The organism is Chengkuizengella axinellae (assembly GCF_030730905.1).
In the GTDB taxonomy this organism is placed as follows: Bacteria; Bacillota; Bacilli; order Paenibacillales; family KCTC-33759; genus Chengkuizengella; species Chengkuizengella axinellae.
Window position 1 is genome coordinate 1 of sequence record NZ_JAVAMP010000018.1, and the last position, 20242, is coordinate 20242.

20 protein-coding genes are annotated in these 20242 nt (G+C 33.5%); 3 read left to right on the forward strand and 17 right to left on the reverse strand.

The annotated features are described in order from the left end of the window. Nucleotides 1-164: 164 nt before the first annotated feature. The 8 genes from Q5Y73_RS21680 to Q5Y73_RS21715 all read right to left on the reverse strand — a co-directional run bounded on the left by Q5Y73_RS21680 (nucleotide 165) and on the right by Q5Y73_RS21715 (nucleotide 10131). A complete protein-coding gene (locus Q5Y73_RS21680) occupies nucleotides 165-311 on the reverse strand; it encodes a hypothetical protein (RefSeq protein WP_305994017.1) in 147 nt (48 codons plus the stop codon). Nucleotides 312-368: 57 nt separating this feature from the next. After that, a complete protein-coding gene (locus tag Q5Y73_RS21685; protein WP_305994018.1) occupies nucleotides 369-1121 on the reverse strand; it encodes a hypothetical protein in 753 nt (250 codons plus the stop codon). Between the two features lie 557 nt (nucleotides 1122-1678). Next, complete coding sequence (locus Q5Y73_RS21690) at nucleotides 1679-2632, reverse strand: NAD(P)-dependent alcohol dehydrogenase (protein WP_305994019.1); 954 nt, start codon at nucleotides 2630-2632, stop codon at nucleotides 1679-1681. A 362-nt stretch (nucleotides 2633-2994) separates the two neighbouring features. Next, complete coding sequence (locus Q5Y73_RS21695; protein WP_305994089.1) at nucleotides 2995-5640, reverse strand: winged helix-turn-helix domain-containing protein; 2646 nt, start codon at nucleotides 5638-5640, stop codon at nucleotides 2995-2997. A gap of 431 nt (nucleotides 5641-6071) precedes the next feature. Then, nucleotides 6072-6467 (reverse strand): NUDIX hydrolase, encoded by a 396-nt coding sequence (locus Q5Y73_RS21700; protein ID WP_305994020.1) that lies wholly within the window; start codon nucleotides 6465-6467, stop codon nucleotides 6072-6074. 130 nt (nucleotides 6468-6597) lie between these two features. Continuing rightward, nucleotides 6598-7539, reverse strand: a complete 942-nt coding sequence (locus Q5Y73_RS21705; RefSeq protein WP_305994021.1) for a 3-oxoacyl-ACP synthase III family protein — start codon at nucleotides 7537-7539, stop codon at nucleotides 6598-6600. Nucleotides 7540-7842: 303 nt separating this feature from the next. After that, on the reverse strand, nucleotides 7843-9309 hold the full coding sequence (locus Q5Y73_RS21710) for a protein adenylyltransferase SelO (protein ID WP_305994022.1): 1467 nt from the start codon (nucleotides 9307-9309) through the stop codon (nucleotides 7843-7845). A 399-nt stretch (nucleotides 9310-9708) separates the two neighbouring features. Continuing rightward, entirely contained in the window at nucleotides 9709-10131 is a 423-nt protein-coding gene (locus Q5Y73_RS21715; protein ID WP_305994023.1) for a VOC family protein, read from the reverse strand. A 113-nt stretch (nucleotides 10132-10244) separates the two neighbouring features. Here Q5Y73_RS21715 and Q5Y73_RS21720 point away from each other — a divergent pair, with 113 nt between their 5' ends. Together Q5Y73_RS21720 and Q5Y73_RS21725 are read left to right on the forward strand one after the other, a co-directional pair. Next, nucleotides 10245-10550, forward strand: a complete 306-nt coding sequence (locus Q5Y73_RS21720; RefSeq protein ID WP_305994024.1) for a DUF2087 domain-containing protein — start codon at nucleotides 10245-10247, stop codon at nucleotides 10548-10550. Between the two features lie 341 nt (nucleotides 10551-10891). Continuing rightward, complete coding sequence (locus tag Q5Y73_RS21725) at nucleotides 10892-12178, forward strand: MDR family MFS transporter (RefSeq protein ID WP_305994025.1); 1287 nt, start codon at nucleotides 10892-10894, stop codon at nucleotides 12176-12178. Between the two features lie 51 nt (nucleotides 12179-12229). On the opposite strand, the gene Q5Y73_RS21730 is transcribed toward Q5Y73_RS21725, so the two are convergent. From Q5Y73_RS21730 to Q5Y73_RS21755, 6 genes are all read right to left on the reverse strand, one after another. Next, nucleotides 12230-12805, reverse strand: coding sequence for an AAA family ATPase (locus Q5Y73_RS21730; RefSeq protein WP_305994026.1), 576 nt, complete (start codon nucleotides 12803-12805; stop codon nucleotides 12230-12232). 57 nt (nucleotides 12806-12862) lie between these two features. Further along, nucleotides 12863-13342: a GyrI-like domain-containing protein gene (locus tag Q5Y73_RS21735; protein WP_305994027.1), complete on the reverse strand. Its 480-nt coding sequence runs from the start codon at nucleotides 13340-13342 to the stop codon at nucleotides 12863-12865. Between the two features lie 218 nt (nucleotides 13343-13560). Beyond that, nucleotides 13561-13686 carry a hypothetical protein gene (locus tag Q5Y73_RS21740; protein ID WP_305994028.1) on the reverse strand — a complete coding sequence of 42 codons (126 nt, stop codon included), beginning with the start codon at nucleotides 13684-13686 and terminating at the stop codon, nucleotides 13561-13563. Between the two features lie 415 nt (nucleotides 13687-14101). Beyond that, the gene (locus tag Q5Y73_RS21745; protein WP_305994029.1) at nucleotides 14102-14704 is read right to left on the reverse strand and encodes a VOC family protein; all 603 of its coding nucleotides are present in this window, start codon (nucleotides 14702-14704) and stop codon (nucleotides 14102-14104) included. Between the two features lie 162 nt (nucleotides 14705-14866). After that, nucleotides 14867-15637, reverse strand: coding sequence for an aminoglycoside phosphotransferase family protein (locus Q5Y73_RS21750; RefSeq protein WP_305994030.1), 771 nt, complete (start codon nucleotides 15635-15637; stop codon nucleotides 14867-14869). 237 nt (nucleotides 15638-15874) lie between these two features. Then, nucleotides 15875-16819 carry a patatin-like phospholipase family protein gene (locus tag Q5Y73_RS21755; RefSeq protein ID WP_305994031.1) on the reverse strand — a complete coding sequence of 315 codons (945 nt, stop codon included), beginning with the start codon at nucleotides 16817-16819 and terminating at the stop codon, nucleotides 15875-15877. Nucleotides 16820-17102: 283 nt separating this feature from the next. Between Q5Y73_RS21755 and Q5Y73_RS21760 the strand changes: the two genes are divergently transcribed. Beyond that, on the forward strand, nucleotides 17103-18401 hold the full coding sequence (locus Q5Y73_RS21760; RefSeq protein ID WP_305994032.1) for an MFS transporter: 1299 nt from the start codon (nucleotides 17103-17105) through the stop codon (nucleotides 18399-18401). A gap of 81 nt (nucleotides 18402-18482) precedes the next feature. On the opposite strand, the gene Q5Y73_RS21765 is transcribed toward Q5Y73_RS21760, so the two are convergent. From Q5Y73_RS21765 to Q5Y73_RS21775, 3 genes are all read right to left on the reverse strand, one after another. Then, entirely contained in the window at nucleotides 18483-18908 is a 426-nt protein-coding gene (locus Q5Y73_RS21765; RefSeq protein ID WP_305994033.1) for a VOC family protein, read from the reverse strand. A 199-nt stretch (nucleotides 18909-19107) separates the two neighbouring features. Continuing rightward, entirely contained in the window at nucleotides 19108-19527 is a 420-nt protein-coding gene (locus Q5Y73_RS21770; protein ID WP_305994034.1) for an HXXEE domain-containing protein, read from the reverse strand. Between the two features lie 210 nt (nucleotides 19528-19737). After that, nucleotides 19738-20232, reverse strand: coding sequence for a hypothetical protein (locus Q5Y73_RS21775; RefSeq protein WP_305994035.1), 495 nt, complete (start codon nucleotides 20230-20232; stop codon nucleotides 19738-19740). Between the last annotated feature and the right edge of the window lie 10 nt (nucleotides 20233-20242).

Sequence of the window (20242 nt, forward strand, 5' to 3'; positions counted from 1 at the left end):
CTCCTTTTCTCTATCTCACTTTCATCGTATTTTTAAAACAATAATAAAAGAGAACGTGCCAATATAAAAACATCTCAACAATGATCATTGTTGAGATTAAAAAAAGCTACTTATTTAGTTTAAATTTTAAGCTAATATTAAGAAAGTTGATCAATATTAATTTATCAGTGTAAAATCCCAAAAGGTTTAGAAAACTCTACCCACAACTTCCATCTATTTTCGCCATTTAATGGTAATGGATTCCCTCCATATTTTTGTACCAAATTATTTATTACAACATTACGTCTAAAGTCTTTGAAGCCTTTTTGCATATGTACTCTCTCCGGAAATCATTAAACTATTTCAAATGAATTCAACGGTGATTATCGCTAAGATCTTACAACATCACAAGATATTTGTAAAGGCACGTCTTTGAACATGAGGAAAACAATACAAATATAAACGCACTCATCATTTGCTATTGCTGTAAATGCATTTCCATTAATATCTGTTACATCTACTTCTATCTCATTATTTGGATATACATGGTTGTATGTTGGCAAAGAAGGTAATAAGGTTTTAGCTATTGATAAATCCGATGAATAGTAAGGTACATTCTCATCATTTAATTCTTTTTCTGAAACATTTTTTATTATAGATTCTATTTTGTAATCCATATTTCTGCTACTGAATACAGGAATTGAAAATTTTTGTTCATTTTCATTTTTTTGTATATTTGTATTTGGTATATGTGAATTTAAGTTTTTGTTATTTTCATCATATTTTTCTTTTAGTAATTTCTTAATTGTTATTTCTGTTCTGATCCCTTCGAGGTTTTGTTGGTAATAAATCAAATAAGCAACCATAACAGAAGCTAATACACCAGAAATACTCACTATTTCCCCTACATTTAAATTAGTGTACTTGTCTACAAATTCTAAAAGTTCTGGTGATAGAATTAAAACTATAATAATTAGGAAGAAAAAGTAAGTACTTATTAAATGAGTTCTATTGAATACGATTTGTTTTTTTGTTTCTTTTTCTGATACTGTTTTATTAAACGCGTCATAATTATATACTCTAAATTGCCTAAAAATAAAAAAATAAATAAATACAACTATTCCTAATATTATTTTTATCATTAAAACCTACCGTCCCTTATAAGAATTTAAAAGTCAATATAATACGTACTATTAATCTATCATTTCTTATAATTATAAACAATAAAAAAATACTATATGGAGTGTCACTTCATATAAAAATCTATTTTAGTGTTGATCTAGCATTTGATTGTAGTCAAAAATGAAAGGAAACTCGAAACGAACTACTATAAATATAATTGCAAATACTATAAAATGATTGAAATTAGTTTGAGCATTCAAATCACCTGTTGTTAATTTATTCTTAAAGATAGACGCCAATATATTTAGATTTTTTTCCTATTTTAACACGCATTCTAATATTTAACTATTCTTCCACCCTCAGATTTAAATTGTATCACTTACAATCTCTTATTTTAAATTCAAACCACATTCTACGGCAAAGAGAAGAATCCATTTTGTAAGAAAGATTGGTCAAAATGGATTCTAAATTTGTGGTATAGTGCTGAAAAAAACAAAAGCTGAGTTTAAAATAAAATTACCTTTTGTTATTGAATTATTAGATATTGTTGTTAGTTATTCTAGTTATCTCAATATTATTATACAGTTATTACTACATTTCCCTTTTTATGTCCTTTGTCTACATATTTATGAGCTTCAACTATCTCTTCTAATGGATAATCCCTGTCTATAATCGCCTTTACATGTTCTGCTTCAATTAGCTCGTTGAGTTTAACAAGATAAGAAGGATGTATCTTTAGAAGCCTATCATCTACTGACACGTATTTCCCATTCTGTCTGAGTGCTTTTTTGCATTGTATTTTTAATTTTGAGCTTTTGTTTTCTCCAACAGCATCAAGGATAAAGTCATAACGTTCTAATTGGTTTATCGATTCCTCTTTAGTGTAATCTATCACTTTATCAGCGCCTAGAGATTTCGCTAATTCGATATTTGATGAGCTGCATATTGCAGTGACTTCAGCACCAAAGTGCTTTGCGAGTTGTACAGCGTTAGTTCCTATTGCACCCGATGCTCCATAAATAAGCACTTTTTGTCCATTTTGAGTATCTCTGTCTTTCATAAAATGCATGGTCAGAACTCCTCCATAAACTACTGCTGCAGCTTCTTTATGGCTTATATTGTTCGGTTTTAGCATCAGCTCCCCTTGGGCAGCTTCTTTCGCGGATACACATTTGTATTCAGCATATGTTCCACGGCTATTTCCTGTAAAGCCGTATACTTGATCACCTTTTTTAAATTGCTTAATATCTTTGCCTACTGATTCAACGACTCCGGAGAATACCAGGCCGATAATAGGATTTCTTGGTTTTGAAACACCTATAAACAATCTCATCATAAGTTCCATTATTTGCTTTTTAGGAAAACTAGGATTGCCAGGCATTTTAAACCCCCGGATTACACAATCACTTGCAGTTACAGCTGTTGCGTGTATTTTTATGAGTACTTCATTGTTTTTGGGAATGGGTTTTTCTACTTCGTTAAGTTTAAGAACTTCAGGTGGTCCATATTTTTGGCATATAATCGCTTTCACAATATCTCCTCCTTAAATTATTCATAACTATTCATCAATTACTTCGTACTCATCATTAGTTTTCATATATAAAATTACCCCTTCACGAATGACTACGAACTAGTCTCATTGTGTTTCCACTTCTATTTTCTCCAATTTTGTTGATTTCGATAAGCCTTGGACTCAGCAATTTACAGCATGATTCATTTAAGACTATAACTATTTTAATTCTATCCTTTATAATCGCATAGACACTTTAGTGTTGTTCTAGAGTGTTATTTTTCCAATATAGAAGTGTAAGGTGCTCATTTAACGATATACGAACTGGACTAAACTGAAGGAGATAATGAAACCTTGTTTTTTTACTGTATAATTATAAAAACTTACAATAAATCCATTTCATGTGCTTTGGCTACAGCCTCAGTACGCCTTTTAACTTGGAGTTTATCAAATATTCTTCGATTATGTCCTTTAACAGTGTCTAAGGCTATAAAAAGTCTTTCACTAATATCTTTGTTTGAAAGCCCCTGTCCTATCAGCTTTAAAACTTCTATCTCACGTTGGCTCAAAGGTTCAAGGAGAAGCTGAGAGTAGATCTTATTCGCTTGTTCTTCGTAACTAACCTTCTCAAGCTTAAATGCATTTAACAAGAGCTCTGTATATTCTGGCATTATCTTTTTAGTATGTGCTTTGATCAATAACCTCTCCATGAGTTTTCCTTCATCAAGAAAAGTACGAATAAATCGACCTGATTTTGCCTCTAATAGATTGTCTGTTAGTAATTGTAATGATTTATCTATTTCACCATTGATATAAAGAATAACTGTCTTTAAAATCTTAATATTTAACATTTTATCTTTTATTTCTTTATGATTTATCTCTTGATAGAAAGCATCTAACTCATTCAGAGCTTTATCTATGTAACCTTGCGAAAGATATACTCTAGCTCGGCTAATCGGGAGTTTGTGGGTATCAGCTAATTTTTCTGCTAATAGAAGGTTCCCCTGTTTTAATAACAATTGCACCTCTGTCTCGCTAACTTCTGAAATTCGACCTTCTAAATTATGCTGAATAACAACCTGTTTTATTTCGTTTAAGACCATTGATGAGCCGTCCATATCTCCTTTCGCAAGTAATGTTTGGACATAGATAAGATTACTCGTGATGATTTGATCAACATTTTCTATTTGTTTAGCTAGTTGTGTACTTTTCTCTATATGTTCAATGGCAGCATCTAAATCGTTCCATTCATAATAAATACGAGCTAAGCCTTTGTATGCATTATACGAGCATGATGATGGCGTATCATCTTTCATTTTTAGAGCTTGCTGGTATGTTTTGAAAGCTTGCTCAAGAAGATTTTCTTTTGCTAATGTGTTTCCAAGTCCTATTACAGATAATATCTCAATGATTTTATTACCAGACGAATGGCTTATAGAAATTGCTTCTGTATAAGCTTGTTTTGCTTTTGAAAGTTTTCCCTGTCGCTCATAGGCTACACCTAGCTTACAGGTGGTAGCAGTTCGGACAGCCAAGTTGTTGGGACTTATATTCTCCAGTGCAATTAGAGATTCAGATATAATGATGTCTACTTTATTTTGCATCGTAGCAAGAAATGCTCGTATCGCAGCAATATGCCCAACAAGGTTCCGAGTTTTCATATTCATTTCAAATCCTTGCAAGGCCGCTTCAGCAGCTAGTAATTTAGGTTCAACCTCGTTAAGCTGACTAGACATCGAGAGTACTGAAGCATACATGACCCATAATGTAGGGTTTGCATCCATTGTATCCGTTGTTAAAGATTTTAGCCATTTCATAACAGGAACGATTGCTCCACGAAAGTGAAGAGGAACCCCTTGCCCCAATAACAAACGCTCAGCTCGTTCTACATCACCAGCTGCTGCAGCATGTTGAAATGCTTCAATCTCATAGTTGTTTTTTTCATACCATACACTTGCGCGTATATGTAATTGTGCTATATCTACTTTTTTATTCCCTGCTGTATGATCAAGATCTTGCAACAACTTTTGTTTTAACAATTCTGCAAAAAGATGATGGTACCGATACCAGCGACGCTCATTATCCAATGGAATAATAAACAAGTTCGATTTTTCTAGAAACTCAAGTGTTTCCTGTCCTGTAAGAGGATCGTTTTCCATAACAGCATCACACAAAGAGCCACATAAACGATCTAAGATCGATGTTTTAAATAAAAAATCCTTGACATACACTGACTGTTGTTTAAGAACTTCTTCAATTAAATAGTCCATAATGAAAGAGTGATTACCTGTAAACGTTTTGATAAAACTCGAGGGGTCATCATGTCCGCATATTGAAATCCCAGCTAATTGAAGACCCGTAATCCATCCCTCCGTTTTAGTTACTAAGGCAACGATATCTTTATTTGAAAGTTTCAAATTCATAACTTGATTAAGGAAGTTGGTCGCTTCAGAACTGTTAAAACGCAAGTCTGAGTTCCTTATTTCTGTCAACTGATCTCGCGCACGTAAACGCGCCAAAGGAAACTCAGGATCCTCACGAGTAGTTATGACCAAATGCATCTGCGGAGGCATGTTTTCTAACAGGAATGTCAGAGCATGGTTTATAGGTTGAGTATGAATTGCGTGATAGTCGTCAAGTACGAGAATAAAGTTATATTGAACTGAAGTGATTTCATTGAGAAGAGAAATTAACATGACTTCCATTTTGGGTGGTTGGGGAGATTGGAGTAAACTCAAGATTTCCTTACCTAAATCTTCCTCCAAAGTCTGTAATGCTGCAATGATATAAGTGAGAAAAGAATTAGGGTTATTATCCCGCTCTTCTAATGAAAGCCATGCTGCAGAACAATTACAGTTTGCAATCCATTCACTTACTAACGTTGTTTTCCCAAAACCTGCATGAGCAGATATAAGAGTCAAATGTCGATGCATTCCATCGTTTAAATGCTGGATTAAACGGTTTCGGGCAACTACCTCTGGCCTAGCTTTTGGGATATTAAGTTTGGTAGATAAGATAGTCTTATTCATCACTGTTCATCACTGTCTCCCTTCAGTTATTACACTAGATACCACCTATGGAGGTTGGCTAAATCGTTTCTAAATCAATGTTAACTTTAGATTATTATAAAAACCATAAATTTACAATGTTGTTTTTACATCTTCAGATGTGTATAAGATAGTATTACAGCTTCCTTCACAATGACTTCCTATTTTAGCATCTATTCTTATTCTTTTTTACTCAACATTAAGTCCTGAAAAATTAATAAAGGCACTTTTCTAATTAGCGAAAAGCGCCAGATCGCATTATGATGACGGAGATTCAATTACCGAAATAGAGCAAAATATTGAAGTGTTTGTTTCCAGTTCTATTCTCTTAATAAGCCTTTTTCGTTTAAATAATATTGAACTCCTGCCTTATCTACCCAGCTTAACTTATCCTCTTTTAGAAGAGTAAATAACTATTCCAATGTAACCCATCTTATATTATCTGTAAAATCCCCCTCCTCTAATAGCTCACCGCTTGCTGTACATTTAAAGTATACCCCTAAAGAATTAACTGGCCCTTCAATTGTCTGATAGACTGCATATGGTTTCATACATTCAACGATAAAACCCTCAGCTGATTTCGTTTCAATTCTATTTATCGGATCAATTATCGAGTCTAATTCTAAACCTGTCTCTTCTTTAATTTCTCTCTTTAAACCTTCAATAAGTAATTCGTATTTCTCTACCCGCCCACCTGGCAATTCAATGGGTGTTCTTTTCTCATCTAATCTTACTCGTCGTTGAACTAATATTTCTTCTCCCCGAGTTGTTTTTCTAATAATTAATGCCCTTACATTAAAATAAATCATATGAAACAACCTTTCCAATTGATTAGTCAGTCTAGAAATAATCCATTACCAAGTATAAAAATATTAGGTTTTTTGAGTCCTGTTTATAATAGTTAGTTATCATTAATAAAATGACTAATATGAACAATCTTTATTTACCCCACCTCAGTGCGATAGAACCCCACCCAAGTCCTGCTCCATAACCAACAAGAACGACCAAATCTCCATCTTTTATTTTCCCTTCTTTTACTTCTTCATGTAATCCTATTGATATTGTCGGAGCTGATGAATTTCCATAGTATTGAACCGTTTTTGTATGTACTTTTTCTAGAGGGAAACCGAGCGTTTCAGTTCCTTTTTCTATGATTCGAAGATTAGATTGATGTGGCACAATAAAGTCCACTTCGGATAAGGTCAGATTGGATACCTCTAATACTTTTTTTACAGCTTCAGGGAATTTATCTATTGCAAATTCGAAAACAGCTCTCCCATTCATAAAAATATTTTTGTTTTCATTGAGGTGCAAGTATTTTCCCCCACTTCCATCCATTTGCATGTTGATACCTAAGATTCCTTTTTCTTTTGGAACTTTTCCTACAACAACCGCTGAGGCTCCATCTGCAAATATGAGTGCAGTTTTTTTGTCTGTTGGATCAAGTAAAGAGGAACATTTATCAACGGCAACAACTAGTACGTTCTTATAAAGACCTGTTTGAACATATTGTGCGCCCGTTGCAAGAGCTGTAATAAAACTTGAACAACCAGAATGCAAGTCTAATCCAGCACATTCTGTTGCCCCAATCCTATCTTGGACAAGAGCTGCTGTAATATGGGTGTCATGTGTGTTTGTTCCGATAATAACCATATCGATTTCGCTTGACTCAACACCAGCGTTTTCAATTGCCCTTCTTCCAGCTATCTCACTCATATCCGTAAGTGATGTTTCAGAAGATTCATATCTTCTTTCTAATATTCCAGTTTTCATTACAATCTCTTCTTCTGTAATACCAAATCGTTTTGCTATTTCTTCGTTCCCAATGACTTGTTTTGGAATATTCACTCCAATACCTAAAATACCAACATTATAATCCATTTCCCTTATTCCCCCAATATATGTATTTATTCGACATTTTTATTTTATCATAGGAAATTGTGGTATTTGTAGAATAAATAGAGAGAATCTTACTAATTTTTTAGAATGGGTTCCTTATCCATTTTAAGTTTTAGAACAAAAACTCCTATCGTAGTCTCTAGAAGAGGTTTCTTAATCCTTCTTATGGGGTAGGTAGACTTTGTTGAAACTTAGAATTTGAATAATAAATTCTTAAGTTAAAAAATAGAAAGCCTAATTTCTCTTAAATAATGAGATATCAGACTTTCTATATTGAAGAAAGGCTCATGTACCGCAAAAGGTTCGGTAAGGCCGGGTTGATGGGTCAGGCAGTTTGCTGTATTCAGCCTGCTCTGAGGAGTGCTCGTAGGGGTTTGACAGGACATGAAGAAGTTGCTCCATCACACTGATATCTCCTTGATTCTCTGCAGCTTCTAATGCAGCTTCTACTCGGTGATTACGAGGGATTATCGCAGGATTGCTGTTCTTCATCGATTGTTGTGTGGACTCTTTCACTTCTTGCTGCCTGCTTAGTCTCGCTTGCCACATCTTATGCCAATCAATAAATTCTGAGCTTTTAAATAGTTCCATATCCTTCAGGGTATTAAAGGTTAACGCTCTGAACGTATTGGTATAGTCCGCACGATATTTTTGCATTAGATTTAGGAGATCATTTACAAGAGATTCATCTTGCATCTCTTCGTTAGAGATCCCAAGCTTTGCTCTCATTCCTCCTAACCAATTTTTTTGATACAAATGATTATAATCTGAAAGTGCATCTTGAGCCAGATGAATAGCCTGTTCATGATTATCATGCAGAAGTGGCAAAAGAGATTCAGCAAAACGAGCAAGATTCCAACCACCAATATACGGCTGATTACTGTAGGCATAGCGACCTTCCGTATCAATGGAACTGAATACTGTTGCCGGATCATAGTAATCCATAAAGGCACAAGGGCCATAATCGATGGTTTCTCCGCTAATGGTCATGTTGTCAGTGTTCATTACTCCGTGGATAAAACCAACTAGTTGCCACTTTGCAATTAGCGAAGCCTGACGTTTGATCACTTCCTTTAACAATGAGAGATATTTATTCTCTTCAGATTCAACGTTTGGAAAATGTCTTTGTATTGTATAATCAGCTAGTATCTTTAGATTCTCTTCTGTTCCCCATTGTGCAACGTATTGAAAGGTACCAACTCTTAGATGACTAGCAGCAGTTCGTGTCAAAATTGCACCTTGTAAGTTGATTTCTCTGATTACTGACTCACCGGTTGTCACCACAGCCAGACTACGGGTGGTAGGTATACCGAGCGCATGCATTGCTTCACTGATAATATATTCGCGCAGCATCGGACCAAGTGCTGCTCGACCATCTCCCCCACGGGAGTATGGAGTTCTACCTGAACCCTTAAGTTGAATATCTACTCGCTCACCTTGGGGGGTGATCTGTTCACCAAGCAGCATAGCTCTTCCGTCCCCTAACATGTTAAAATGTCCGAATTGATGTCCAGCATATGCTTGAGCTAGAGGCATAGCACCTTCTGGAATTTGGTTGCCAGCAAGTATTGCTATCCCCTCTTCGCTTTGTAGCTCCTGTATATTCAGTCCGAGATCTTGTGCCAGCGGCTTATTGAGTACGATCATTTTTGGTGAATGTACTGGATTTGGGCTTAGGCTGGTATAAAATAATTTTGGCAGTTGAGCATATCCGTTATTAAAGTTCCATCCTGTTCCTGTTCTTTTTGTCATCATATCCCCTTTTTCTTTTTCCTTTTTATGTATCCTAACATTTATTTTTCGAAAACCAAAGCCATACTATGTAATTTGTCATAAAAAATCTATTTAGACTTTATAGGAATTTCCTGATTCATTTATTTTTTCACTAATCCCAACTTATCTGTTCTGATGTGGATATGTCAAATGCTACAAATTCCCCGTTTTCATAAAACCTATATCTGATGATAAAAGTTTCCAATTGAAATGTGTTAATGATAACTTCTAATTTCTAAAAGGCAATTCACATGGATAATAATCATTTGTATCTCATTAATTAAAAAGAACCTCACTAGTCTACAAGATAGTGAAGGTTCTCTTAATATTATTAAATGTATTTTTTCAATATTCTACTTTAAGAAGTTCATCAAAAAATTATTTAGAAGTTGTTGGTAGTGTGTAGTTTAAATCCCATATGACATTAAAAGCATCTTTTACTTTGGCGAATTTAGCTCCCCAGAACGTATCTTGAAGTTCCATCAATATAGTCCCTTTTTCTGACAGACGGGAATAGATGGTTTGAATCTCTTCTTCACTACTTAATTCTAGAGCAAGTGAAATATTGTTACCAGCAGTAATAGCTTGATTTTGGAATGCATCAGAAAACATAAGAGTTAAATTTCCTTTTTTAAATCTACCATGCATTACGAGATCATCTGATTCTGGTGGTGTTGGGAAATCAGCTTCACCAAAAGTTTGGATATCTGAGATTTCTCCATCAAAAATGTCTTTGTAATATTGTAGTGCTTCTTTTGCATTACCATTAAAAGTTAAGTATGGGGTTGCTTGAAATTTCATTTTACACACTTCCTTTCAATATTTGGAATTCCAATGTATATTATATCTAGAGACAATAGAAAGAACAAGGAAATATTGATATTTAATAATATGCAATGGAGGGTATTTAAATAGTGAATATTGATGAGGAAGTAAAGTTTAAAACTCATGTTCTAAATAACTTTATAGATTCAAATGGCAAAGTGAAAAATATACCAAGTAAAAAAAAGAAGAAATTAGTAGTATTAGAATATTTGGTAGAGAAGTTGCACTCTAGAAAAGAATATTCTGAACTAGAAATAAATGAATATATCAAACAATTTCATGAAGATTTCGCTACTATAAGAAGAGAATTTATCATTAATGGCTTTATGGATCGTAATTCTGGAATATATGTTGTGAATCCAGATGAAGAATGGACAAAATGGCAAGCATTATAATTTCTTGTTGAAAATTTACAGTTTATTAACTCTATCTTCATAAGCATGTCTTCGATGAAAAGAACCCCCATTAATTTACCTTTGTAAGTGGAGGTTCTAGTTGTATTACTTAGTGATTGTACTTATATATTATGATCAAAAACGATTAGATTTCCATTCGATATGATATATCAAATTTAATTTAAGTTGTTTTATACTATTAAAAAGAATTTATCTCTTCGTTCTGAAATTAATTTTCATACATCAAAAGTAGTACGTGATATACATACTTTTGACATATGTAATTCTATTTTCACTTCACTATAATCAATAACAAACGTTGAAATGAATGAGGTGTCATGATGAAGTGGAGAGATTGGGATACAAATTTAAAGGTGCGTTTATACGGGGAAGGTGTCATCAATTTATTGTTTTGGTTATATTTTCCTTTTATGTCCATTTATTTTGCAAAGTTCTTTGGGAAAGGTACTGCTGGATTCTTGTTAGTTATTTCACAATGTATAAGTGTTGCAGCTAATCTATTTGGTGGATACTGCGCTGATAAGTTCGGTAGAAAAAGAATGATGGTTTTTTCACATTTAGGAACATCTGTAGCCTATTCAATCTTTTTACTTGCTAATTCTCCGTGGTATGAATCTCCTATATTCACTTTTATAGCTTTTTCAATGTTAGGTATATTTGGTGCTTTATATTCCCCTGCAAGTCATGCTATGGTTGCAGATGTAGTACCTGAAAAGGAACGCTCACATGTTTTTGCAGTGTTTTATGTTATGGTGAATATCTGTGTGGTGATTGGTCCTGTATTAGGTGCTTTTTTCTTTTTTTCTTATAGATTTGAATTATTAACTTTAGCGTTTATTACAAGTGTTATATTTACATTTACGCTTCAAAGACTAATTCGTGAAACAGCACCGGGTTTAGTTGATCTTTCTATACAAAATAGTAAAGATAATGAGAAATGGTATTCCTTACTTAAGGAACAGTTTAGAAATTATCGAGTTATTATAACTGATAAAACATTTTTTTTGTTCATTATTGCAGGGATCTTATTTTCATTGACTTTTATGCAAATAGATTTTCTGCTCCCAGTATATATTTCGGAGACTGTCACCAAGCAAACGCTGTTTAGTATTAAACATTGGACTTTAGATATTTCAGCTGAACAGGTGTATGGCATTATTTTAGCAGAAAATGCTCTGCTTGTAGTATTGTTTACAATATACGCTACGAAGTTTTCAAATCGATTTAAACCCTATAAAGTTTTTATGTTTAGTTCATGTATGTATGGCATTTCAATCTTCTTGTTTGGTCAAACAACACAAATATGGGGTTTGATTTTTACAATGCTTTTATTTGTCATAGCTGAATTAATGGTTATTGGTGTTCAAGCTTCTTTTGTAGCAAAGTTAGCGAAAGAAAAAATGTTAGCTCAATACTATGCAGCTGCAGGTTTACGCTTTACTCTTGGAAAAACACTTGCTCCCATGTCTATCCCATTAGTTACTTTAATTGGTTATCGATGGACATTTATTATCATTGCTTTGATAGCCTTTACAGGAGCAGGTTTATATTATATGATGGCTATTTTAATGAGGAGAAAAGAAAGAATTCATATAAAAGGAAGATAAATATGTCAACCTTCTCTCATAGCGTAGTAAATTTGTTTCTCCAATTATTAACTAATTTAAAATCTCAAGATTATAAGCTAATTTCCTGATCTTTCTAATAATTGATCGTACTGCATCGGGGTGTTGTATTATAAACAAATGATTAGCTTCATCTTTTAATGGTGCTGTCACATCTTCTTTATTAGCCTCTTCTCCTTGACGAATCAACACTTCCTCAAATGTTGAAGCCGTTCTTAATACTGCTTTACTTCGATTACTTTTTGCAATACGCTCTTTAAGGATATGCTCTGGAACATCAAAGTTAACAAGGATACTGGTAAATCCCTTATTATGATATTGTTTCAGTAGTTTTAATCTACTCTTACGATTTCGATTTGAGTTACAAAGAATTAAATGGCAATTGGTTTCATCAATAGCATATTGAACTATCGTTTTTGTGAGCGCACATTTTATCAAATTAGGTTGTTCTTGTATCGGTAATAGTACTGGATAATAAGTGTTGAGAAATTCAGCGTGGTTATCTTGGTCTATTACAACTGAGTTTTGCATTTCTTTTTCTAATGCTTTTGCAAATGTAGTTTTACCGCTATGAGTTTTACCGACGGTCATAATTACTAATCGATTCATGAGTGCTACTCCATTCTCTGAATGAACAAAATGATATGAATAAATAGAATAGAAGAATTAAATCTTTTGAATTGGAAAATAGAGAGATAATTCACCATTAGTATCGTTGGGATTATAAAATTCATGTACTGCCCCTACGATATTGAACTCATGCTGAGGTAAATACTCATTCATCATATATTTAAAGATATCTTGATATGTATCTTGAGTGCATTTTGCAACAACATATTTATATGAAGGAATTACCCATTTTCTCCAGTTATTCGGTGCTTCAGCAAAATCTTTAACCTCACATCCAGCTAAATATTTACCTTCTTCTTTCCAACCTTCAAAATTTTCTTCAACATCACTCATGATACCCCAAATCCCAACGATGCTGCCTGTAGAATCAAGTTTAGCTAGATTGTTTATTTCATTGAAATTACTATTCGCTTCTTGCCATAATTGTGGTATCCATTTGGGACCTTCTTTAGCTAGTCCTTGTCCAAGTTTTCCGATAACTGTAAAAGATTTCTTCTCTATTATTTTAACTTCCATATGTTTCTGCCTCCTTTAGAACATATATTCCCATGAATATATATTATGTGATAAATGATAGATAGTCAACATTAGAAGGATTCGGTTAGGCTAGGAGTTTTGTGAATTGATCTCAGCATATGGTTTTATTTGGGTATCATTTTTGAAAAATCAAATAGCATTGCTTTATAACCTCTCAAATAACTTCACAGCCTCTTCTCACATTATGTAAATAATTCCTAGTTCGTAGCTTTAAAATAAGTAGTAACAACTGATACCATTATAACTTCCACTCCCATATTAGCGATTAAATTATAATTCTTATCTACAACTACTGCTCCAATTGGATATGTATTTTCCTTCAAGGTTCATTCGACTTCTTTAATGCTAATTCTAAAAGTACCTATCCTTACCCGAAAATTATAAATGTCCTATAAGGTTCACCAAAGGACGAGAGATCTTTAATGAAACTTTCCGACATCTCAAACGTATCTGAATATTAAGGCTACAGTTACAATGTAGGGAGGTGAGTTAAAGTGTTTGTACGAATTTTTCGAAAATCTAAACCAGGCACTCAATTTGCCATAATGACAGGGACAATTTTATTATTAATTGGTGGGGTGATTTTGCTTGTAAGATGAGCCGAACTTTTTGACATTAAATAAAACAAAATTTTACTTGAAAGTAATTATAATTAACGCCTATTTTAAAAGTGAAGTACTATCTAGTATTGTTTTTAAAATTATAAGGGAAACTGAATAAAATATTATGTACAAGTTATTAATGAGATATATTTATAACCTCAACACCATTCGGATCAATTTTGCTTGTTGAAATTCCTTGAATCACAGCTTCTTTAACAGTTACCATATCACCAAGTAATGAAGTAACTGACTTCATATCAGTATTAAATAATAATGATAAATCCTTTTCCAATCCTTGATCTTTTACCATGATATTTAGTTGAACAAGTGTGCTATCATCTTGATCATTAACGACATCCATATTAGTTTGGAGTTCAATTTTAAATCCATAAGGTGTAGTTATAAACGTTCTTCTATCTCCTTCATCAATGCTCCAGTTCATCTCTTTTGCTCTATCATAAATAGCATTATATTCTTTCTGAGATACCAAGAAACCAATATGATCAAACATTACTTTTTTTCCATATCCAAATGTAATGTTTATACTTCCCTTTCTAACTTCAATCACACGAAATAAGATATTGTGATCTCGAAAATCATTCCAATTTAATGGTGGGTTAAATTTCTGAAATTCCCCTTGGAATTTCCCTACTCGTAGTGTTACTTCAAATCCAAGCTCTTTGTAGAACCTTTCAGTCTCTTCTACATTAGGTGTCCAAAAATGATAATGAAATAGCATGAATTCACCTCTTAAATTTATTCACTTTGCTAAAAACCTTCCTGTATTCGTAAAAATAAAATGCGAATTAGTTCAAATAACATATGATTAGTTTAAATACTTCAACTTTCATAAATCAACCTTGAAAAGCTATCCTGCTCTCAAGGTTGATTTCTTCCACTTCTATCCGTTTGATATCCCTTGAATGATCTCGTGTTCGTTTGTCTTAAGATAATCAATATCATTCTGATATAATTGAAGATGACCTTTTTCTATATGGAGCTGAAAATCTTTGTTACCATTCCTTGCTTCAGAACGCATAAAATCTGTTAGGCTTTGTAGTCGTTTTACTAAAACTTTTACCATGGAACTTCTACCTTCAGAGTCTACCCCATAAGTGTCGAGAAACAGTTTTGCCTTTCTTATTTGTTCTTTCAGGTTGCCGTGGGAATCAAACGGTACCCAACGATAAATGGCATAAGCAATATCCCACATTCTTGGTCCTGGATGGAGCGTGTCGAAATCTATTATACCTGCAGCTTCATTGTTTACTATAGTAACGTTATAAGGTGCATAATCTCCATGACACATGACTTCAGCAGGATTAGTTGCAGGTAACATCCACTGCTCATCATTAGTTAGTTTTGATACATATCTTTCACTATATTTATGAAACTTTAATAATAATTTTGATGAGGAAACAATCATTGAGTCCGTTAAGAGTGCCTCAGGCAGTGGATAATTATACACATCACCTGTCATAAAAGATAGAATTTCCTCATTTTTTTCATTTATACCATATGGTTTTGGAACAAAGTCAGCACCTTCTTCATGAAGATAGTTTAAAAAAGAATGTACATCTTTTGTCCATATATTGGATGGGCGAACAACAGTTTCTCCTAATTTATGAATTTTTCCTATTCTACCACCAGTAAGTTCTTCTTTATTGTTCATTTAGTCCTCGCTTATATATTTATATTTGAATTTCAACTTCTTTATATTACCATAAAAAACAAATGTATAATTCCTTTTCCAATTTGAATAGAAAGATCATATTCCACATCAAGTTCTTCAAATCTAAAGCCTAACTTTATCGGTATATGTAATTTCTTCAAATTCTTCATTAATCAGTGTAACAAATAAATTAAAGAGTTAAAAAAAATAATTGTGTAATGACATTACGACACAGCGCTACCAATACTTCTTGAGAAACTTGACTGCAGAATCTAAATTAGCTTGATTAGCTACAGCAAAAAAATCATTCAGATTATTTTGAAATGTAAATCCAATTGAAGTAGGTGCAGTAGGGTTTAAACGAAATGATTTGGCTCCAAGCAATTGGAAACTTTGGGTAGCTGCGCCCTCTTCTGTTCCTTCTAGGAAAGAATAAAATAGAGGCATCACAGGCTCTTTTGCTTGAAGCGGTTTTAGAATGGATCCCCAATTTGCTGGAAGATCACTCCTATGTTTTGGGTAGAGATTGTTCGAACTTACCATGCCCCATCCTTTAGTGCTTCTTTCAATACTATACTCAATTTTACCCGTACCAATTGAAAACAAATAAATGTTTTTCAGCTTCTTTTTAGCAGTTCCAACTGCAAATGAGACTGCTAATGTACTAGGATTGCTAGCAACAACCACCCCATCCAAAAACCCTTGATAGGAACGAAAAAGAACAGGAGATGCATTACTTCTTGTCACTACATCACTCACAAGTTCATTCATATGGGGTGAGTTGGGAAAATTATGATAATAAACGGGTGTCCATGTTGCTAAATCGAAGGAAGGAATAATCACCTTTTTACGTAAGTCTTTTAATTTTAGATCTTGAAAAAAAACTTGAGATAGCTTTTGAAGACCTTCAATTTCAACAGCTTGATTAAAATAGAAGCCTCCGGCCCTGATATTACCAAATGCTAATTCTACATTCCGCTTATTATTAAAGAAGTTATATATCTCATCCACTGTTCTTCCACTTGCTAATGCAGCAGCAATAAATGATCCAACAGACGTACCAGCAAATAAATTAGTTTTCCTCACAAATTCTCTACGAGTTTGATGAAGACGATATAAAAGTCTTGCACTTATAGCTCCTCTTAAAGCACCTGCATCAAACGTCATGATCCTATAAGCCATATTACTTATCACCCTCTTCAATGGTTTTTTTTCTTAAGTAATCAATATGCTAAAAAGAACACGTTTTTCCAATTCTATTTTGCAGATCAAATGATTTCAATGTGTTCTGCATCTTTAATATGTTAGTATTTGCTTTTTACAATTGTTCAAAGTATAATAATATATCCGAAAATTGATATATGTAATGTTCTATCATTGAATAGTTGTAAAAATACATGGCTAAGAATACTATCATTACATAATAAAGAAAGATAAATATAGGAGGGAAGGAACATGGAAAAAAATGACAAATAATAAAGAATCTACAGCCTTTAAAAGTCAACCAAGCTGGTTACAAAATTATATTGATTCTCCAGAAAAACAAAGAGAGTTATATCGACGGACTTTAATTATCATCGTTTTATCACAAATATTAAGTGGTGCAGGACTTGCAGCAGGTCTTACAGTCGGAGCACTTCTTGCTCAAGATATGTTAGGTTCAGATAGTTATGCAGGGATTCCAGCGGCTTTGCTTACATTGGGTTCTGCAGGCTCTGCTTTTCTTGTAGGACGAATTTCTCAGAAATTTGGACGTCGTTCAGGACTTTCAGCAGGATTCTTGGCTGGTGGTCTAGGTGCAATCGGAGTAGTTATTTCAGCATTAACTAATAATATTGCTCTTCTTTTTGTTTCTCTACTAATCTATGGTGCTGGTACTGCAACAAACTTACAAGCACGTTATGCAGGTACTGACCTTGCAATTTCCACTCAACGAGCAACAGCTGTCAGTATCGTGATGGTTTCAACCACCTTAGGTGCTGTTGCTGGTCCTAACATGGTGGATGTAATGGGAAGTTTTGCAATCTCAATTGGAGTCCCAGCTTTAGCTGGTCCGTTTATTCTAGGAGCAGCAGCCTACATCCTTGCAGGTTTTGTACTTTTAGTTTTACTACGTCCAGATCCACTTATAGTGGCGAAAGCAATTGAAGAAAAGAAAATAAGTAATGGTGTTTCTGACAACAAATTATCTAATCAAGGAACGAAAAAAAATAGAGGAATTGTTGTTGGGGCAACAATTATGGTCTTAACTCAAATCGTCATGATTTCAATTATGACCATGACGCCTATACACATGAAGCATTATGGGCATGGTTTGACGGAAGTAGGGCTCGTAATTGGATTCCATATAGGAGCTATGTTTCTACCCTCTCTTGTGACAGGTATCCTTGTAGATAAATTTGGTAGAACAACAATGGCCATCGCTTCAGGGCTCATATTATTTGCTTCTGGAATTCTGGCTGCTGTTGCACCAGTAAATTCTATGTTATTACTTATTACCTCTCTAGTTTTACTTGGACTTGGTTGGAACTTGGGATTGATTAGTGGAACAGCCCTCATCGTAGATTCAACTAATCTATCCAATCGTGCAAAAACGCAAGGATCTGTTGATGTCTTAATTGCTTTGGCTGGAGCATCCGGTGGGGCTCTATCTGGGATCATTGTAGCTCAAAGTAGTTATGCAATGCTCTCTTTTGCAGGAAGTTTTCTTTCATTATTACTAATTCCTGTTATTATATGGTCTCGTAGTAATCAAAATAAATAAATTAATAATAAAGCCTAATTTCTCCATATCTTATATGAGGAATTAGGCTTTTGTTATTCACGGAATGTGCTTTAGTGTAATTTACAAATTGATTTTAGTGTAAATTTGGAATGTAACTCCAAATTTGTCTGTTACAATACCATAAGAAGGACTAATCGGCGTTTGTTGAATTGGCATCTTTACTTGACCGTTATCCTGCAATGCTTCAAAAATTCGTTGGGTCTTCTCCTCATCATCAGTAGAAATACAGATTGTAACTTGATTTCCTACTTGATGGGGTTGACCTGGATGTGAATCAGAAACCCTTAGAATGGAATCTCCAATTTTTAGGGAAGCGTATCCAACAAACTCCTTAGCTTCTGCTGGAATAGGATAATCAGAGTTTTCACACATTTCTCCTAAAGATTGGTTAAAGAGAATTTCAGCATCTAATGCTTTTTCATAAAATTGAATGGCTTCCCTCCCATCTCCATTCATTACCAAATAAGGGGAAAGTTGCAGTGACATGAATAATCAGCTCCTTGGATTTTAATATTTTACTCACTTTTTTATGTTATACGATTCATTATGACATATTAGTTGTTAGGCACTGTTACGAATTCTTTAAGAATAGGCTTCAAATTTTTACTACATTTTGATAATACAATAAAGAACATATGTTTGCAACTAATATTTGTTATTTTTGGATATTTTCTAAGTTTTTGTATCAAATTAAGCGGCTTAATAAATAAATAGTATAAGGAGTTACTAAGAAAATGGCTGTATATAGACCTGGCGTGTATGTTTTTAGTATCCAAGTTTGTAATATATGGGCTAAATTATGTATTAAAACAAATATCAAGAATGAAAGATATAAAATCGAACTCCATGCACTTTCTAAATTTTGAATTTTTATGAAAGTAATAGTAGACATTGTTAAGAAAATGAAAACATCTCTTTTTGCAAACGTATAGGAATTAACATTCCAAAACTCCCAAATCTTCTTGTGTATCCTTTTACTATTCCCTTTGATCTTGTATTCTGTTCTCTTTGCCCATTTCTCAACAGTAATAATCTCTTCAAAATCATGCAGCATAAATATGACTACGAATAACCATATAGCATTATATAACTCAAGTTGAAACATTTGTTCTCTCCCCCTCAATTATGAATTTACAAGAAGTAGAAAAATACCTCGCTGATGAACGAGCTTGAATGAAAGATAAAAACATCTAATTAGTGCTATACAGTTCTAGTTATTTTTGTCAATAGTTTCTAATTTTCTACACCATATATTTTTTGTATTAAGGAATGATTGTTTTAACGGATATTGAATGAAATGCAGAGTATGTTACTTTTATTTCATTGTAGAACGATTCAGTATAGGTCCTTCATTGTAGATCACTTTTTTTTCAAAGAATCCATCATGATTATATTTATACTGAATTAAACTTAACGTTGTTCCTTTAGTTTCAAACATAATTGTATTTTCATCTTCACCTTCATTTACTATATAGAGTTCAGCAAGTCCTTGTACATGGTCTTCGAATAAAGCGTATAAATGATGATTATCTTCTACTATTAACTGCCAGTAATGACTATCATCCCAAAGGTATTCCCCTATTTTTTCTGGATTTCGTATTGGAGCGGGAGATATTAATAGTTTAATATGTTCTATTTCCCCATCATCATCAATATCCTCTTTCATATCTGCAGCAATTAAAGTATTTTCATAGGTTGTAATATCCCCTTCTTGAATGATACTTCTGTTATTGACAGTTGTTTCTGTAGAGCAACCTCCTGCTAATATTAGAATTATAAATAAATATGTTGCTCTCTTGATATGGATCACCCCTTCTATG

What these genes read in the sequence shown, in the direction of transcription:
- Q5Y73_RS21710 (WP_305994022.1), bottom strand. Translation starts at nt 9,309, where the DNA reads ATGACAAAAAGAACAGGAACAGGATGGAACTTTAATAACGGATATGCT.
- Q5Y73_RS21750 (WP_305994030.1), bottom strand. Translation starts at nt 15,637, where the DNA reads ATGAACAATAAAGAAGAACTTACTGGTGGTAGAATAGGAAAAATTCAT.
- Q5Y73_RS21725 (WP_305994025.1), top strand. Translation starts at nt 10,892, where the DNA reads ATGAAGTGGAGAGATTGGGATACAAATTTAAAGGTGCGTTTATACGGG.
- Q5Y73_RS21770 (WP_305994034.1), bottom strand. Translation starts at nt 19,527, where the DNA reads ATGTTTCAACTTGAGTTATATAATGCTATATGGTTATTCGTAGTCATA.
- Q5Y73_RS21695 (WP_305994089.1), bottom strand. Translation starts at nt 5,640, where the DNA reads ATGAATAAGACTATCTTATCTACCAAACTTAATATCCCAAAAGCTAGG.
- Q5Y73_RS21735 (WP_305994027.1), bottom strand. Translation starts at nt 13,342, where the DNA reads ATGGAAGTTAAAATAATAGAGAAGAAATCTTTTACAGTTATCGGAAAA.
- Q5Y73_RS21680 (WP_305994017.1), bottom strand. Translation starts at nt 311, where the DNA reads ATGCAAAAAGGCTTCAAAGACTTTAGACGTAATGTTGTAATAAATAAT.
- Q5Y73_RS21700 (WP_305994020.1), bottom strand. Translation starts at nt 6,467, where the DNA reads ATGATTTATTTTAATGTAAGGGCATTAATTATTAGAAAAACAACTCGG.
- Q5Y73_RS21715 (WP_305994023.1), bottom strand. Translation starts at nt 10,131, where the DNA reads ATGAAATTTCAAGCAACCCCATACTTAACTTTTAATGGTAATGCAAAA.
- Q5Y73_RS21765 (WP_305994033.1), bottom strand. Translation starts at nt 18,908, where the DNA reads ATGTCACTGCAACTTTCCCCTTATTTGGTAATGAATGGAGATGGGAGG.
- Q5Y73_RS21745 (WP_305994029.1), bottom strand. Translation starts at nt 14,704, where the DNA reads ATGCTATTTCATTATCATTTTTGGACACCTAATGTAGAAGAGACTGAA.
- Q5Y73_RS21685 (WP_305994018.1), bottom strand. Translation starts at nt 1,121, where the DNA reads ATGATAAAAATAATATTAGGAATAGTTGTATTTATTTATTTTTTTATT.
- Q5Y73_RS21705 (WP_305994021.1), bottom strand. Translation starts at nt 7,539, where the DNA reads ATGGATTATAATGTTGGTATTTTAGGTATTGGAGTGAATATTCCAAAA.
- Q5Y73_RS21760 (WP_305994032.1), top strand. Translation starts at nt 17,103, where the DNA reads ATGACAAATAATAAAGAATCTACAGCCTTTAAAAGTCAACCAAGCTGG.
- Q5Y73_RS21755 (WP_305994031.1), bottom strand. Translation starts at nt 16,819, where the DNA reads ATGGCTTATAGGATCATGACGTTTGATGCAGGTGCTTTAAGAGGAGCT.
- Q5Y73_RS21730 (WP_305994026.1), bottom strand. Translation starts at nt 12,805, where the DNA reads ATGAATCGATTAGTAATTATGACCGTCGGTAAAACTCATAGCGGTAAA.